Annotated in this window: 13 protein-coding genes; 8 read left to right on the top strand and 5 right to left on the bottom strand. The window is 64.9% G+C overall.

What is annotated here, in order from left to right; genetic code table 11:
- Positions 1-11 precede the first annotated feature (11 nt).
- Positions 12-1,025 (bottom strand): zinc transporter ZntB, encoded by a 1,014-nt coding sequence (locus tag VO57_004260; GenBank protein XBL70565.1) that lies wholly within the window; start codon positions 1,023-1,025, stop codon positions 12-14.
- A gap of 143 nt (positions 1,026-1,168) precedes the next feature.
- Here VO57_004260 and VO57_004255 point away from each other — a divergent pair, with 143 nt between their 5' ends.
- The 4 genes from VO57_004255 (at position 1,169) to VO57_004240 (ending at position 5,046) form a co-directional block, all read left to right on the top strand.
- Positions 1,169-2,479 carry a porin gene (locus VO57_004255; protein XBL70564.1) on the top strand — a complete coding sequence of 437 codons (1,311 nt, stop codon included), beginning with the start codon at positions 1,169-1,171 and terminating at the stop codon, positions 2,477-2,479.
- A 65-nt stretch (positions 2,480-2,544) separates the two neighbouring features.
- On the top strand, positions 2,545-3,693 hold the full coding sequence (ispG, locus tag VO57_004250) for a flavodoxin-dependent (E)-4-hydroxy-3-methylbut-2-enyl-diphosphate synthase (protein ID XBL70563.1): 1,149 nt from the start codon (positions 2,545-2,547) through the stop codon (positions 3,691-3,693).
- Position 3,694: 1 nt separating this feature from the next.
- The gene (locus tag VO57_004245; protein XBL70562.1) at positions 3,695-4,609 is read left to right on the top strand and encodes a histone deacetylase; all 915 of its coding nucleotides are present in this window, start codon (positions 3,695-3,697) and stop codon (positions 4,607-4,609) included.
- Between the two features lie 242 nt (positions 4,610-4,851).
- Complete coding sequence (locus tag VO57_004240) at positions 4,852-5,046, top strand: hypothetical protein (GenBank protein XBL70561.1); 195 nt, start codon at positions 4,852-4,854, stop codon at positions 5,044-5,046.
- Positions 5,047-5,102: 56 nt separating this feature from the next.
- Here the strand turns inward: VO57_004240 and VO57_004235 are convergent, their stop codons facing one another.
- Positions 5,103-5,585, bottom strand: a complete 483-nt coding sequence (locus VO57_004235; protein XBL70560.1) for a hypothetical protein — start codon at positions 5,583-5,585, stop codon at positions 5,103-5,105.
- Positions 5,586-5,661: 76 nt separating this feature from the next.
- On the opposite strand from VO57_004235, the gene VO57_004230 reads away from it, so the two are divergent.
- On the top strand, positions 5,662-6,402 hold the full coding sequence (locus VO57_004230; GenBank protein ID XBL70559.1) for a murein L,D-transpeptidase catalytic domain-containing protein: 741 nt from the start codon (positions 5,662-5,664) through the stop codon (positions 6,400-6,402).
- Positions 6,403-6,462: 60 nt separating this feature from the next.
- Here VO57_004230 and VO57_004225 read toward each other — a convergent pair whose 3' ends face one another.
- On the bottom strand, positions 6,463-7,869 hold the full coding sequence (locus VO57_004225; GenBank protein XBL70558.1) for a L,D-transpeptidase family protein: 1,407 nt from the start codon (positions 7,867-7,869) through the stop codon (positions 6,463-6,465).
- Between the two features lie 179 nt (positions 7,870-8,048).
- Between VO57_004225 and VO57_004220 the strand changes: the two genes are divergently transcribed.
- Complete coding sequence (locus VO57_004220) at positions 8,049-8,957, top strand: DMT family transporter (GenBank protein ID XBL70557.1); 909 nt, start codon at positions 8,049-8,051, stop codon at positions 8,955-8,957.
- Between the two features lie 148 nt (positions 8,958-9,105).
- Positions 9,106-11,781: an aconitate hydratase AcnA gene (gene acnA / locus VO57_004215; protein XBL70556.1), complete on the top strand. Its 2,676-nt coding sequence runs from the start codon at positions 9,106-9,108 to the stop codon at positions 11,779-11,781.
- A 170-nt stretch (positions 11,782-11,951) separates the two neighbouring features.
- Here the strand turns inward: acnA and VO57_004210 are convergent, their stop codons facing one another.
- Both VO57_004210 and ruvB read right to left on the bottom strand, forming a co-directional pair.
- A complete protein-coding gene (locus VO57_004210) occupies positions 11,952-13,265 on the bottom strand; it encodes a hypothetical protein (GenBank protein XBL70555.1) in 1,314 nt (437 codons plus the stop codon).
- A gap of 228 nt (positions 13,266-13,493) precedes the next feature.
- On the bottom strand, positions 13,494-14,522 hold the full coding sequence (gene ruvB, locus VO57_004205; protein ID XBL70554.1) for a Holliday junction branch migration DNA helicase RuvB: 1,029 nt from the start codon (positions 14,520-14,522) through the stop codon (positions 13,494-13,496).
- A gap of 62 nt (positions 14,523-14,584) precedes the next feature.
- Between ruvB and VO57_004200 the strand changes: the two genes are divergently transcribed.
- Entirely contained in the window at positions 14,585-14,920 is a 336-nt protein-coding gene (locus VO57_004200; GenBank protein XBL70553.1) for a GIY-YIG nuclease family protein, read from the top strand.
- The last annotated feature ends 34 nt before the right edge of the window (positions 14,921-14,954 follow it).

Raw genomic sequence — 14,954 nt, 5'->3', positions numbered from 1 at the left:
GAGGGCGATCTTCACAGCCACTTCAATCGTTTGAAGATCGCCATCAGCACCGCGATGATCGCCAGGCAAATGCCGGTCACCCACCAGAAGGCATGGCCGTCGTTCACGCCCGGCATCCCGCCGACATTGATGCCGAGCAGCCCGGTAAGAAAACCGAGCGGAAGGAAGATGCCCGCCACGATCGTGAGCATGTAGGTTGCGCGTTCATTGCTGGCGAGCGCGCGGGTGCGCAGCTCGTCCATCAGCACCACCGCGCTTTCCTTGCTGACGTCGATATCGTCGAGATAGCGGCGCAGCCGGTCGATCGTCTCGGCAATCTCGCGCCGGTCGTGCTCCTCGAACCACGGCGGCGCTTCGCGACTGATAAGTTCGAAGGCAACGTGCTGGGGCCCCATGTGCCTTTTCAGCCCCAGGCAATTGCGCCTGATGGTCGCGATCCGGCCCAGCATGGCCTCCGGATCGTCGTCCATATCCATGTCTTCGAGCGCATCGATCTGCTCGTTCATGTCGACGATCGAGGCGTTCATCCGGGTGACCATCGACTCGGTCAGCGCGGTCACGATCGCGCCGACATCGCCGGGTCCCGCCCCGCGATCGATCTGCGCGAGAATTTCGCGGGGAGTCTGTAAGGGATGGCGGCGCAGCGTGATCAACCTGACCCCGTCGCTCCACACCTGCATGGAAATCATGTCCTCAGGCTCTGCCCCGGGATTGAAGTTGATGCCCCGCAGCGTGGCGACCAGCGTGTTCCCTTCGCGAAAAGCGCGCGGCCGGGTGTCGTCGCTGGTGAGGAGTTCGGCGGTCGGCTCGGGAATGCCGATCCGCTCCTGCAACCATTCGTAGACGCCCGGCGTGTTGCGGCACAGGTGCATCCACAGCACCTGATCGCCCGGCCCTGCATCCTGCCGCGCCGGCTCCCACTCCTGGATGCCCGCCCAGTCGATCGCGCGGCCGCCGCCCGTACCGTCCAGCACCCGCGCGAACAGCAATGGCGTGCCGGGTTCGGTGTCTGTCGCTTCACTCATGCTGCATCCTGTGCCCCAGATCCGACCCGATTCCTACGCCCGGCAGGATCGCGCGGGCACAGCCCAATGCCAAAACGTTCAATTTTATCGATAACTGCGCCAATTCCCTTGATCCGCATTCCAAACGGGGCAACAGGCGCGGCATGACAAAACCCCTCACTTACGGCCTTCGCGCCCTCCCCGCCCTCGCCATCCTGTGCTCCGCCAATCCGGCATTCGCAGGCGCATTTCTCATTCAGGAACAGTCCGCCAAGGAAACCGGGCGCGCGCTGTCCGGCGCGGCTGTGGCCGCCGACGGCCCCGCCTCGATCTATTTCAACCCCGCATCGATGACCAAGCTGGACGGCGTGCAGGTCGAAGCAGCCTCGCAGTTCCTGTTCCTCACCGCCTCGCAGGAAGATCAGGGCAGCACGCGCGGCGTGCCCGGCCTGCCCGTCTCGGTTCCGACCGGCGGTAGCAATGGCGGCAACCCCTTCCCCCAGCCACTCCTGGTTCCCTCGGGCGCGATCAGCGCGCAGCTGAGCGACAACGTGTGGGCCGGCCTTGCGGTCAACGCGCCGTTCGGTCTGATCGCCGAGTATGACGACGATTTCTTCGGTCGCTACGACACGCTGCGCGCCGACGTCTTCACGCTGAATGTGCAGCCCAGCCTCGCGGTAAAGATCGGCGACAATGTCTCCGTCGGCGCGGGCATCGACGTGCAGTATATCGACGTCGAGCTGACCAATGCGGTGCCCAATCTGTCCCCCACCGCACCGGACGGTTTCGCCCGGGTGAAGGGTGACGACATATCGATCGGCTGGAATGCGGGCATCATGGTCGATCTCGCCCCCGTCAGGATCGGCGCGCACTATCGCTCGCAGGTGAAGCAGAATCTGGAAGGCACGTTCGAGCTTTCCGGCCTGCTCGGCCCGCTGGCGGGCAATAATGCGACGGTCGACGCGACCGCGCCGCTGACCCTGCCCGACATCGCCACCCTCAGCATCCAGCTCGGCACGGATACGCCGTGGCGCGTCTTCGGCACCTGGCGCTATTACGACTGGAGTGATTTCAAGGAGATCGCGATCTATCCCGAAGGCGGCGTGCCGCCGCAGATTTCCGAACAGAACTACAAGGACAGCTGGTCGATGTCGCTCGGCGGCGAATATGACGTCTCCGACAAGCTGACGCTGCGCGCCGGTACGGCCTTCGACGAATCGCCGATCACCGACGCGTACCGCTCCGCCCGCGTGCCGGATGCCGACCGGGTGTGGGCTTCGGTTGGCCTGACCTATGATATGAGCGACCGGTTCTCCGCGAACCTCGGCTATTCGCACGTGTTCGTGAACGACGCGCCGCTCGACCGGACGGACGCCTTTTTCGAAGGCACTCCGGCGGAAATCGCGACCACGATCCGCTCCGACAGCTCGGGGAACGCGGATATCCTCGCGGTATCGCTCGGCGCGCGTTTCTGACGCGCTGACGCATCAAAGGGGCCATTCGGCTTTTCCCGGCGGACATGAGTGCCTATACAGGCCTCATGTCCGTTCGCCCCTGGAGAGATATCGAACGCCGCCAGTCGCGGCAGATCATGGTCGGCAATGTGCCGGTTGGCGGCGATGCGCCGATCAGCGTGCAGACCATGACCAACACGCCGACCGAAGATGTCGGCGCGACGCTCGACCAGATTCGCCGGTGCGAGGACGCGGGAGCGGACATTATCCGCGTGTCCTGCCCGACCGAAGAGGCGACACGGCATTTCGACAAGATCACCCGCGCCGCGAATGTCCCGATCGTCGCGGACATCCACTTCCACTACAAGCGCGCGCTCGAAGCGGCGGACAAGGGCGCGGCGTGCCTGCGGATCAACCCGGGCAATATCGGTAGCAGCGAGCGGGTGGCCGAGGTCGTTCGCGCCGCCAAGGCCAATGGCTGCGCGATCCGCATCGGCGTGAACGCAGGATCGCTCGAGAAGGACCTGCTCGAGAAGTATGGCGAGCCCTGCCCCGAAGCGCTGATCGAAAGCGCGCTCGACCATATCAAGCTGCTCCAGGATCACGATTTCCACGAATACAAAGTGGCGGTTAAGGCCTCCGACGTGTTCCTCGCGGTTGCCGCCTATCATGGGCTGGCAGAAGCGGTGGACTGCCCGCTGCACCTCGGCATTACCGAGGCGGGAGGACTGATCGGTGGAACGGTGAAATCCTCGATCGGCATGGGTAGCCTGCTCTGGGCCGGCATCGGCGACACGATCCGCGTGAGCCTCTCGGCCGAGCCCGAGCAGGAAGTGCGCGTCGGCTACGAGATGCTCAAGGCCCTCGGCCTGCGCACCCGCGGTGTGCGCGTGGTCTCCTGCCCCAGCTGCTCGCGGCAGGGTTTCGACGTGATCCGCACGGTCGAGGCGCTGGAGAAGCGGCTCGAACACATCAAAACGCCGATGAGCCTCTCGGTCCTCGGCTGCGTGGTCAACGGCCCGGGTGAGGCGCGCGAGACCGACATCGGGATCACCGGCGGCGGCAAGGGCAAGCACATGGTCTATCTGTCGGGCGTGACCGACCACCATGTGGAAGACGAGAGCATGCTCGACCACATCGTGCGGCTGGTGGAAGAGAAAGCCGCCCGGATCGAGGCGGGCGAGGATGTCGCCTTCGACCCGCATGCCGCCCCGGCGGTAGAAGCCGCGGAGTAGCTTGCTCCACGTCGTTCATCACGTCGACTACATGGCGCCCGCGCTGACGCGCGGCAGCTTCCGGTTCGACAAGTATCAGCTGGTAATGGTCGCGCTGCGCGAGAGCGGCCATCCGATTACCGAGCACGCGCCCGATCCGTGCCCGCGCGAATGGCTGGAGGCGGTCCACTGCCCCGACTATGTCGAGCAGGTGTTCACCGCGCAGGTTCCGTACGAGAAGGAACGGCGGATCGGCTTTCCGGTCACGCCGCATATCGCGCAGCGGGTGGCGCATACCAATGGCGGCACCTGGCTCGCCGCGCGGCTCGCGATGCGGCATGGCTACGCCGCCAACAGCGCGGCGGGGAGCCACCACGCGCTCTACGATACCGGTGCGGGTTTTTGCGTGTTCAACGATCTGGCGGTGTGCGCCAACCGTCTCATCGCGCAAGGCGACGCGCGCCGCGTGCTGATCGTCGATTGCGATGTCCATCAGGGCGACGGCACCGCCGCGCTGACTGCGGGGCGCGAGGATGTGTTCACTCTCTCGCTCCATGCGGAGAAGAACTTCCCGGTTCGCAAGGCCCGCTCCAGCCTCGATGTCGCGCTGCCCGATGGGACGAGCGATGCGGACTATCTCGATGTTCTGGATACGCACCTGCCGCACGTACTGGATGAATTCGCGCCCGATATCGTGCTCTACCAGGCAGGGGTCGACCCGCACGAGAACGACAAGCTGGGCCGGCTCGCGCTGACCGACGAGGGGCTTGAGCGCCGCGATCGCTACGTGGTCGAAACCGTGCGCGGGCGCGATCTGCCGATCGCGAGCGCGCTGGGCGGTGGCTATGGTACGGATCCGCGCGTGGTGGCGGAGAGACATGCGCGTTCGATGATCGCAATGGCGCGGGAGAATGCGGCGTTCACGCGCGCTTCCTGACAGATCAAGCCGCGCGAGTTGCGGCACCGCCTTCTGCTTTCCGGAAGACTTGGTTAAGCGCGTCGACGCATTGCCGCGATCGACGCGGCCCGAGGTTCAGCATATTTTTCAATACTTTCGATGCACCGCACTGACGCAACGGTTCAGCCTCTAGGGGGCCTTACGGATTACGCTGAACGCCGATGGCGCGATAGCATGCCCTCGCTCCATCAGGGGGGCATCACATCGAAAGGAGTGAAAGCATGCGCAACCTCACCTTCAGGATCGCGGCAGTCGGGCTGATCCTTGGCATGTCGAGCGCGAGCGTTCCGGCAATGGCAGAGTCGCCCGAGTTCGAAGAGTGCGTGGCAAACTGCATCGAATATGCGGACGGTAACCAGACGGTCCTCAATCAGTGCATCAACTATTGCTTCCGCACCTATAGCCCCGAGTACTGACATTCTGACGGTGTGGGCCGGGCACCGCCGGGCCCACACCCGCACACCATCTCACTTCAGAAATAGATATCGACGTAGTCGGTCAGGCGATCACACCACTCGAATTCGCGTAGCCGGTAATAGCGGCGGTTTTGCGTGATCGCGAAATGCCAGGTCTTGTCCGCGCGGCATTCGCGCCCCGTATCGGGAGTGTCGGTGATCGCAATCGTTCCGCGTAAGGTGAAGTATCCTTCGCCGATCTCGAGGATGGTGCCATCGACCTCGAGTTCGCCACCGTCGCTACCAGTCTGGTGGCCCGAGACGTGCCACACCCCGCGCTCGTCCGGGGCGATGGAAACCGGCCCGCGATCGTCCCATCCGATCCATTGCAGCGTGATCCCACCCGGCGAAAGCAGACGATCCGCATCGCGCTGGCTCAGGATCTCGGTCGGATCCTCCAGGAAGGCGGGGTCCGATACACTCGACTGCGCCTCCAGCCCCACTGGCATCGCGGCCCAGATTGCCGCAGCAATCGTCCCCCACAGCGCGACTTGTCGCATCCTGGCACCTCCTCAAGGGCGAAACCGCGAAACGGCTTCAAGCAAGCATTAAGCTCGGTTATAGCACATAGTCGATATGCAACGTCGCGATCTGATCAAGACCGGGCTTGGCGCCGGCATCGCGCTGGGCGCTGGTGTGACCCTGCCGAGCCGTGTGTTCGCCCAACCAATGGCCGGAAATGCGCGCGACCGCCAGCTTTTCGAGATCGCCAAGCGCGAGCTGGACAAGGCAGGCGACGTGATCTGGCGCAAGGATATCGTAGGCATCGCCGATTTCGGGCTCCATTCGGCCCATCGCCGCTTCCACTTCGTCAATCTGGACCGGCAGGAAGTGAAGAGCTTCCATGTCAGCCACGGCACCGGCTCCGACCCGGAGCATGACGGCTGGCTCAACACATTCTCCAATGTCGAAGGCTCCAACGCGACCAGTCGCGGGGCCTATGTCACGTGGGAATGGTACACCGGCAAGTTCGGCACGTCGGTGCGGCTGGGCGGGCTCGATCCGACCAACAACCACGCGCTGCAGCGCTATATCGTGATGCACCGGGCCAGCTATGCCGAGCCCGAGCATGTCGAGCGCTGGGGGCGGCTGGGCCGCTCCAACGGCTGCTTCGCGCTGGGCGAAGAGCAGTTTAAGATCGCCCTGCTCAACCTGTCCGGCGGGCGGCTGCTCTACGCCGAGGCGCTGGGTCTGCAGGAGGACGGCACGCAGGCCTATCCGCCGCAGGCTATCGTTGGCGAGCCCGAAAACGGCTATCACATCCTGCGCCAGCCGCGGCAGGAGACGTTCGAGCAGACCAACCCGGGCGTTTACTAGCGGCTAGCCCGCTCGCCGGTCCGAAGGTGTCGAGGGGCGGCTGACCGCCCCTCTCAAGTATCACGCAATATCGCGCGGATCGTTGACGATCTCGATGATTTCCTCGTCGGTCACGCGGCTGCGGTTCGCCTTGCGCGGAGCCTCGAACGCGGCAAGCACTGGCGCGTCGCGGTCGTAGATATCCTTGAAGGTCGCCATCTCGCCGTCGATCGTCGTGCCCATCGTGAAATAGGTGATGTATGCGGGCATCTTGCTGTTGAATTCGACCCGGGTGTACTCGCCAGAGGCCAGCTTCTCGACACCCTCGTCCGCGGTCAGGCCCGCTTGCAGGATGGCCAGCGTCAGCGCCAGTTCGGTCGCCCGTTCGGTTCGGATGCAGCCGTGGCTGAGCGCACGGTCGGCCTGGCTGAACAGCCCGCGCGAAGGCGTATCGTGGAAGAAGATCGCGTGCCGGTTGGGCATGTCGAGCTTCATCCGGCCCAGCGCATTGCCCGGCCCGGGGCCCTGCACCACGCTGATATAGCCGTTTGCGCCGCGCGTCGCCTTGTAGCCTTTCGAGGCGGCCCAGGAAGGATTGCCGAGCACACGCTCACCCAGGCCTTCGCCCTTCACGATCGACTGCGGTACGGTCCAGTTCGGGTTGAGGATCACGCCCTCGACGCTCTCGGCCAGCTGCGGGGTCGCGGTGCGCCCCGGCTTGCCCACAATCGTGCGATAGGTGCGCATGATCTTGTCGTTCACCGTCAGGCGCAGCTGATATTCGGGCACGTTGGTAATCAGGTATTGATGGCCCAGATCGCGCGGCAGCCAGCGCCAGCGATCCATGTTGGCCTGGATCAGCTTGTACCGCTTGCTGCCGGGCTTGGCCTTGGCCAGCTCGCCGAGCAGGGCTTCATAATCGGGGTGCAGCGGAGCCACGCCCTCGATCGCGCCCATGATATCGCCGGACTCAAGCGCCTGCTTGAGCACCGCGCCGCTGCGATAGCGGTCCGCATCCGGGTCCATCACGAACCACTGGGTGCGGTGGTCCATTGGCGTACGCCCGTCGCGCATGTCCTCCACCAGCCACACGAACCGGCGGCTGGCCTCTTCATCCAGCATCGCGCCCGGGCCGGCGGCGATCGCCGCACGCAGGCCGGGAAGATCGTAATCCGACGGGATCAGGCCATGCGTGCCGATCCCCTCGATCGCGGCGACAAGCGCCTCTGCCTGCGCCACATTCCACTGCTGCACCACCGGGTCGAATTTCTGGACCACCGGCTCGCTGGTCATCTCGACCGGACCGGTTGCGGTAGAAGGGGCCACGGGGCTGGAGGTCACCGCGTCGTCGGCATCCGCGTCAGCCTTGTCATCCTCATCCTGCGCGCCGGGCAACAGGTTGGTCGGCGCGTTTTGCGCGGCCAGCGCGGTCGGCCCGGCAAGCGTGGCGGTGGCAAGGACAAACAGCGAAGTGGCAAGCGTTTTCATGTCGTAGGATAGACCCTGTTATCGAGCGCGTCGCCTTATATAGCGACGGATCTTTTCGGGCAGAAGCCTCGCGAATTTATGCGCAATCATCAAGCTGCCAGCATTTATCCAACCTGAATTTACGCACGATCTGCGGCACATCGGTGACGCTTGGCAGAGCTTGGGATAGGGCAAGAGCAATGTCCCGGTCCGCCACCCTTGCCCCATTCGCGGTCGCGCTTGCAGGTGTGGCGATGCTTTCGCTGATGGATGCGTTCATGAAGGACGCATCGCTCGCGATCGGGGCCTATTCCGCCGCGCTGATACGCGCAGGCCTGTCCACCGCCATCGCGATGCCCTTATGGCTCGCCCGACGCACAAACTGGCCGGACGCAGGCACCGTGCGGCTGCACGTGCTGCGCGGGGTCTGTTCCGCCTTCATGGGGCTGACCTTCTTCTTCGCACTGACCAGGCTGCCGATCGCCGAGACCATCGCGATTTCCTTCATCGCCCCGCTGATCGCGCTGTACCTTGCGGCAATCCTGCTCGGCGAGAAAGTCACCCGCCGGGCGGTGCTGGCCTCGCTGATCAGTTTTGCCGGCGCGCTGGTGATCGTGGGCGGGCAGTTCGGGCGCGGCAGGCTGGATGAGGAAGCGCTGGTCGGCCTTGGCGCGATCCTGATCTCGACGGTGCTCTACGCGCTCAACTTCATCATCATCCGCCAGCAATCGCAGCGCGCCGGGCCGCTGGAAGTCGCCGCGTTTCATGGGGGCGTATCGACGTTGGTGCTGGGTCTTGCCGCCCCTTGGCTGCTGCTTGCCCCGCCCGTATCCGTCCAGCCGAGCCTGCTCGCCGCCGGACTGCTCACCGTGGGTGGGGCGATGACGATCGCCTGGGCCTACGCCCGGGCAGAGGCGCAGGCATTGTTGCCGGTCGAATATTCCGGCTTCTGCTGGGCCGCGCTGTTCGGCTGGCTGTTTTTCGGCGAAAGAGTAAGTGCAGGCACGCTCGCTGGCGTGGTGATGATCGTGATCGGCACCTATATCGCCGTCACCAGGGGCCGCGCGCCTGCCCGTCCGGCGGGCGGAGCGGAGACTACGGCACCCTGAGCCGGCAGCCCTCTTTCGCGGGGACGCTTGATTTTCGCACCCGTACGGGCCAAGCGCGCGGCACATATTCCCGGCACATACCGGCGTCCCGCCCGTTAGTCGCAAGACAGGCCGCCACCAGAAGCAACATGAAAGGACCGCCCACGCTATGACCCAGGTCGGCAAGGACACTCTCGGTACCCGCAGCACTCTCACCGTCGAAGGCAAGGATTACGCTTACTACTCGCTCGCCAAGGCGGCGGAGCAGCTGGGCGATGTTTCCCGTCTGCCCTTCAGCCTCAAGGTGCTGCTGGAGAACATGCTGCGTTTCGAAGACGGCGGGCACACGGTCTCGGTCGACAATGCGAAGGAAATTGCGGACCGGGTGAACAATCCGGTCACCGGCGGCGAAATCCAGTACCGCCCCGCGCGCGTGCTCCTGCAGGACTTCACCGGCGTGCCCTGCGTGGTCGACCTCGCCGCGATGCGCGACGCGATCAAGGCGCTGGGCGGCGACACGCAGAAGATCAACCCGCAGGTTCCGGTGAACCTCGTCATCGACCACTCGGTCATGGTCGACGAATTCGGCCATCCCAAGGCGATGGAAGCCAACATGGAACTCGAATACGCCCGCAATGCGGAGCGGTACGACTTCCTCAAGTGGGGCTCCAAGAGCTTCGAGAATTTCTCCGCCGTGCCTCCGGGCACCGGCATCTGCCACCAGGTGAACCTCGAATATATCGCGCGCTGCACCTGGGCGAGCGAAGGGCCCGACGGCCAGATGGTCGCCTACCCCGACACCTGTGTCGGCACCGACAGCCACACCACGATGGTCAACGGCCTGGGCGTGCTCGGCTGGGGCGTTGGCGGGATCGAGGCCGAAGCCGCGATGCTCGGCCAGCCGATTTCGATGCTGATCCCCGAAGTGGTCGGCTTCAGGTTCACCGGCAAGCTCGCCGAAGGCGTCACCGCGACCGACCTCGTGCTCACCGCCACGCAGATGCTGCGCGCGCACGGCGTGGTCGGCAAGTTCGTCGAATATTACGGCCCGGGCCTCGAATCGCTCAGCCTCGCGGACCGTGCGACGCTGTCCAACATGTCGCCCGAATACGGCGCGACCTGCGGCTTCTTCGGCATCGACGACAAGACGCTCGAATACCTGCGCCTCACGGGCCGCGACGAGCATGAGATCGCGCTCGCCGAAGCCTATGCCAAGGAACAGGGCCTGTGGGTCCATCCCGATGTCGAGCCGGTGTTCTCCAGCACGATCGAACTCGACCTCTCAAAGGTCGTGCCGAGCCTTGCCGGACCCAAGCGTCCGCAGGACAAGGTTGCGCTTCCCGAAGTGGACGAGCTGTTCAACCGCGACCTCAAGGACGTCTACGGCAAGTCCGAACCGCACCGCGTCGATGTCGAGAACACGCACCACGATGTGGGCGACGGCGATGTGGTGATCGCGGCCATCACGAGCTGCACCAACACCTCCAACCCGGACGTTCTGATCGCGGCCGGTCTGGTTGCCAAGAAGGCGCGCGAAAAGGGTCTCAAGCCCAAGCCGTGGGTCAAGACTTCGCTCGCCCCCGGATCGCAGGTCGTCACGGACTACCTCGTGAAATCGGGCCTGCAGGATGATCTGGACGCGATGGGCTTCGATCTGGTCGGCTACGGCTGCACCACCTGTATCGGCAACTCCGGTCCGCTCGCCCCCGCGATCAGCAAGGCGATCAATTCGAACGACATCGTCGCCGCCTCGGTCCTGTCGGGCAACCGCAACTTCGAAGGCCGCGTGTCACCCGATGTGCGCGCCAACTTCCTCGCCTCGCCGCCGCTGGTGGTCGCCTACGCGATCAAGGGCACGGTGACGCAGGACATTATCGACACGCCGCTGGGTGAAGACCAGCACGGCAAGCCGGTGATGCTGGCGGACATCTGGCCGACCAACCAGGAAGTCGCCGATCTGCGCGCAGCCAATGTGAGCCGCGACATGTTCGTCGACCGCTACGCCAACGTGTACGAAGGTGACGAGCACTGGCGCGCGATCACGGTGGAGCCGAGCGACACCTACAAGTGGAACCCGACCAGCACCTACGTCGCCAGCCCGCCGTTCTTCGACGGGATGAAGATGGACCCCGAGCCGGTGGCGGACATCAACGATGCCAAGCCGCTCGCCATCCTCGGCGATTCGGTCACCACCGACCACATCAGCCCGGCCGGTTCGATCAAGGAGGACAGCCCCGCAGGCGAGTATCTGAAGAGCCACCAGGTTTCGAAGGCGGACTTCAATTCCTACGGCAGCCGCCGCGGCAACCACGACGTGATGATGCGCGGCACCTTCGCAAATATCCGTATCAAGAACGAAATGGTCCCGGGCGTCGAGGGTGGCTTCACCACCTACAAGGGCGAGCAGATGCCGATCTACGACGCAGCGATGCGTCACAAGGAAGACGGCACGCCGCTGGTTGTGATCGGGGGCAAGGAATACGGCACCGGCTCCAGCCGCGACTGGGCGGCCAAGGGCACCATCCTGCTCGGCGTGCGCGCCGTGATCGTCGAGAGCTACGAGCGTATTCACCGCTCCAACCTCGTCGGGATGGGCGTGCTGCCGCTGCAGTTCAAGGATGGCGACACCCGCGAGACGCTGGGCCTCAAGGCCACCGACAGCTTCACCATTCGCGGTCTCGCGGATCTCAAGCCGGCGCAGGACGTGACGGTCGACGTTACCCGCGAAGATGGCAGCACCTTCAGCTTCACCGCGAAGTGCCGCATCGATACCGAGAACGAGCTGGACTACTACCGCAATGGCGGCATCCTCCAGTACGTGATCCGCAAACTCGCCAGCCAGTAAGCATCAGGCTCAACGGCAAACGAAAGGCCCGGCCAAATTTGGTCGGGCCTTTTCGCATGTGCTGCGCAAATCAAAGGGCGGAGGCCGCTCCTGGCAAGCTGCCCCCGCCCAGGTCACGGCGCAAGACTGCGCCGCCCCGTTCGTTTGCCGACAAGACGCCGCGGCGCCGGTCAGTCGTTATTCTTGGAAGCCCACTTGCGGCGGGTGATGACCGCCAGCGCGGCCGCACCGAACAGCAGGCCGACAGGCGGCGCCGGAACGGGATGGCCGCTGCTGCCGCTGGTACCGCTGGTGCTGCTCCAGCCAGAGGAGCTGGGCGGGTGACCGCTGCTCGAATTACCCGAACTTGTGCTGACATCGCCCGAGGACGAGGACGAACTGGAGACGTCGCCAGAGGTCGACGAGGAGCTAGAGACGTCACCCGAAGTCGAGGATGAGCTCGAAACGTCACCCGAAGTGGAGGACGAACTGCTGACGTCGCCCGAGGTGGAAGACGAACTCGAAACGTCGCCGGATGTCGACGACGAGCTGGAAACGTCACCCGAGGATGAACTGGAAACATCGCCCGAGGACGAGCTCGACACATCACCAGACGACGAACTGGAGACGTCACCAGACGACGAACTGGAGACGTCACCTGAAGAGCTCGAGCTGGTCGAACTGGAGGGATTCCCGGACGTGGACGACGAGGTCGACGAGGAGGTGCTGACACCGCCGGTCGAGGTACTGACACCGCTCGAGGTACTAACGCCGCCAGTCGACGTCGAGACACCTCCGGTCGAGGTGGAAACGCCGCCAGTGGTCGAGGAGCTGCTCGTGGTGGACGTCAGCCCACCCGTGGAGGTCGAGGTCGATCCACCGGAGGTCGAAGTCGACCCGCCCGAGGTCGAGGTCGATCCGCCCGAAGTCGAGGTCGATCCGCCAGTGGTCGTGCTGACGGAAATAGTGCCGCCGCCGCTACCGCCGCCCCCGAAGAAACCGCCGAAGAAGCCGCCCCCGAAACCGCCACCGCCGCCGCCACCGGCGACCGCGACACCGCCGCCCTGGCCACCGCCGCCACCGACGAAGCCGCCGCCGACCGGCAGCGCCGCAGGCGCAACCGCTACCACCGTGCGCGAGGCACCATCGCCATATTCCGCGCAGGCATCCGCCGCAGCGGCAAGATCCGGGTCGTCATAGGAAGAGCCGCCGCGCGCATCATAGATGATCTGCTCGCCCGCGCCGACGCCCGTGCCGCCTGCCATGCTCGCCGGCACGCACTCGACGGTGCGCCGCACGACCCGCCGCTTGCGCAACGTGGTGCGCGGCACCTGCCGTTCGACGACCCGGTCTTCCTTGACGTAGCGAAGCGCCGGAGTGTCCTTGACCGACTTGTAATCGGTCGTGGCGACCTGCTCCTCGGCCACATGGAGCGCGCCGCCGGCAATAACGGCGGTGCCCGCAGCGGCTGCGGAGAGTTTTGCGAGGGCGATCTTCATCGACATAATGCCAGGCTCTTTAAATTGGAGCGCTTTATAAACCGTTGCCATCGGCGGTTCCGACGGGCGGAGTGAAAGTGCGCCTGTATGCAATAGGCCTTACCGGGCATGCTGACCGCAATGCAATTAACCACGAAAATGCGGTTTTACCGGTCCAATATCAAAGGCATCGCCGATCGGCGCACCCACCTGTCCCATGCTGGCACCGCAGTATGAAGAGTGGTTACGTGCGACTCACGATTTCCCCGCGAACAGGTCGGGCGAATCACTTGTGGGCACAGCCAGGCCCAGATGCTGCCAGCCGCCTGCGTTGAGGCAGCGCCCGCGCGCGGTGCGGGCCACCAGCCCCAGCTGGATCAGGAACGGCTCGACCACATCCTCCAGCGTATCGCGCGGTTCGGCGAGGCCCGCCGCCAGCGTCTCGATCCCCACTGGCCCGCCGCCATAGGTCTCCGCAATCATGGTGAGGTAGCGGCGATCCATCGCGTCCAGCCCCAGCGAATCGACCTCCAGCTTGGTCAGCGCGCTGTCCGCAACCTGCGCGGTGATGCTCGGCGCGTTGTCGACACTGGCGAAGTCGCGCACGCGGCGGAGCAGGCGGCCCGCCACGCGCGGCGTCCCGCGAGAGCGCCGCGCGATCTCGCGCGCGCCATCGGGCTCGATCTTGAGGCCCAGCTTGTTCGCGCCGCGCGTTACCACCCGCTCCAGTTCCTCGTGCGTGTAGAAGTTCAATCGCACCGGAATGCCGAAGCGATCGCGCAAGGGAGTGGTCAGCAGGCCCTGCCGCGTGGTCGCGCCGATCAGCGTGAAGGGCGGCAGGTCGATCCGCACAGAACGCGCCGAGGGCCCCTCGCCGATCATCAGGTCGAGCGCACGGTCCTCCATTGCGGGGTAGAGCACCTCCTCGACCACCGGATTGAGCCGGTGGATCTCGTCGATGAACAGCACATCGTGCGGTTCGAGATTGGTCAGCAGCGCGGCGAGGTCGCCCGCCTTGGCGATCACCGGCCCGCTGGTGGAGCGGAACCCCGCCCCCAGCTCGCGCGCGACGATCTGCGCCAGCGTGGTCTTACCCAGTCCCGGCGGCCCGAAGAACAGCGTATGATCCATCGCCTCGCCGCGGCGTTTAGCGGCGGCGATGAACACGCCGAGGTTCTCGCGCGCAGCCTCCTGCCCGATGAACTCGGTGAGCGTCTTGGGCCGCAGCGCCGCGTCTGGGTCGTCCGGCAGGCGTTCGGGGGTGTGGAGGGGTTGGTCGATCACACCGCCCCCATAACGTCATGCTGAACTTGTTTCAGCATCCAGCCAGCGGCAATCTCCGCCTTATGCCGACCGAGAAGCAACCCTGCGTCTACATCCTCGCGAGCAAGCCCTTCGGCACGCTCTACATCGGCGTCACCTCGGATCTGATTGCCCGGCTCTGGCAGCACCGCGAGGACACGGGAGAGGGGTTCACCAAACGCTACGCCGTGCATCGGCTGGTCCACTTCGAACTGTTCGGTACGATGGAGTCGGCGATCAAGCGCGAGAAGCAGCTGAAGAACTGGCACCGCGACTGGAAGCTCAACCTGATAACCCGCGAGAACCCGGACTGGCGCGATCTCGCGGTTGGCTTGGGTTTCGAGCCGATTCTTCCGGACGAGCCGCAGGCTGGACCCTGAAACAAGTTCAGGGTGACAGGAGAGTTAGTGAAGC

Source organism: Citromicrobium bathyomarinum (assembly GCA_001306305.2).
GTDB classification, from domain to species: Bacteria; Pseudomonadota; Alphaproteobacteria; order Sphingomonadales; family Sphingomonadaceae; genus Alteriqipengyuania; species Alteriqipengyuania bathyomarina.
The sequence above is the reverse complement of the archived record's forward strand: the minus strand, read 5'-3'. Positions and strand labels throughout refer to the sequence as shown.

Bases quoted from the DNA above. Each gene is read 5' to 3' on its own strand.
- VO57_004235 (XBL70560.1), bottom strand. From the start codon at position 5,585: ATGCGACAAGTCGCGCTGTGGGGGACGATTGCTGCGGCAATCTGGGCC.
- ispG (XBL70563.1), top strand. From the start codon at position 2,545: ATGTCCGTTCGCCCCTGGAGAGATATCGAACGCCGCCAGTCGCGGCAG.
- VO57_004230 (XBL70559.1), top strand. From the start codon at position 5,662: ATGCAACGTCGCGATCTGATCAAGACCGGGCTTGGCGCCGGCATCGCG.
- VO57_004200 (XBL70553.1), top strand. From the start codon at position 14,585: ATGCCGACCGAGAAGCAACCCTGCGTCTACATCCTCGCGAGCAAGCCC.
- VO57_004210 (XBL70555.1), bottom strand. From the start codon at position 13,265: ATGTCGATGAAGATCGCCCTCGCAAAACTCTCCGCAGCCGCTGCGGGC.
- VO57_004255 (XBL70564.1), top strand. From the start codon at position 1,169: ATGACAAAACCCCTCACTTACGGCCTTCGCGCCCTCCCCGCCCTCGCC.
- VO57_004225 (XBL70558.1), bottom strand. From the start codon at position 7,869: ATGAAAACGCTTGCCACTTCGCTGTTTGTCCTTGCCACCGCCACGCTT.
- VO57_004260 (XBL70565.1), bottom strand. From the start codon at position 1,025: ATGAGTGAAGCGACAGACACCGAACCCGGCACGCCATTGCTGTTCGCG.
- VO57_004240 (XBL70561.1), top strand. From the start codon at position 4,852: ATGCGCAACCTCACCTTCAGGATCGCGGCAGTCGGGCTGATCCTTGGC.
- acnA (XBL70556.1), top strand. From the start codon at position 9,106: ATGACCCAGGTCGGCAAGGACACTCTCGGTACCCGCAGCACTCTCACC.
- VO57_004220 (XBL70557.1), top strand. From the start codon at position 8,049: ATGTCCCGGTCCGCCACCCTTGCCCCATTCGCGGTCGCGCTTGCAGGT.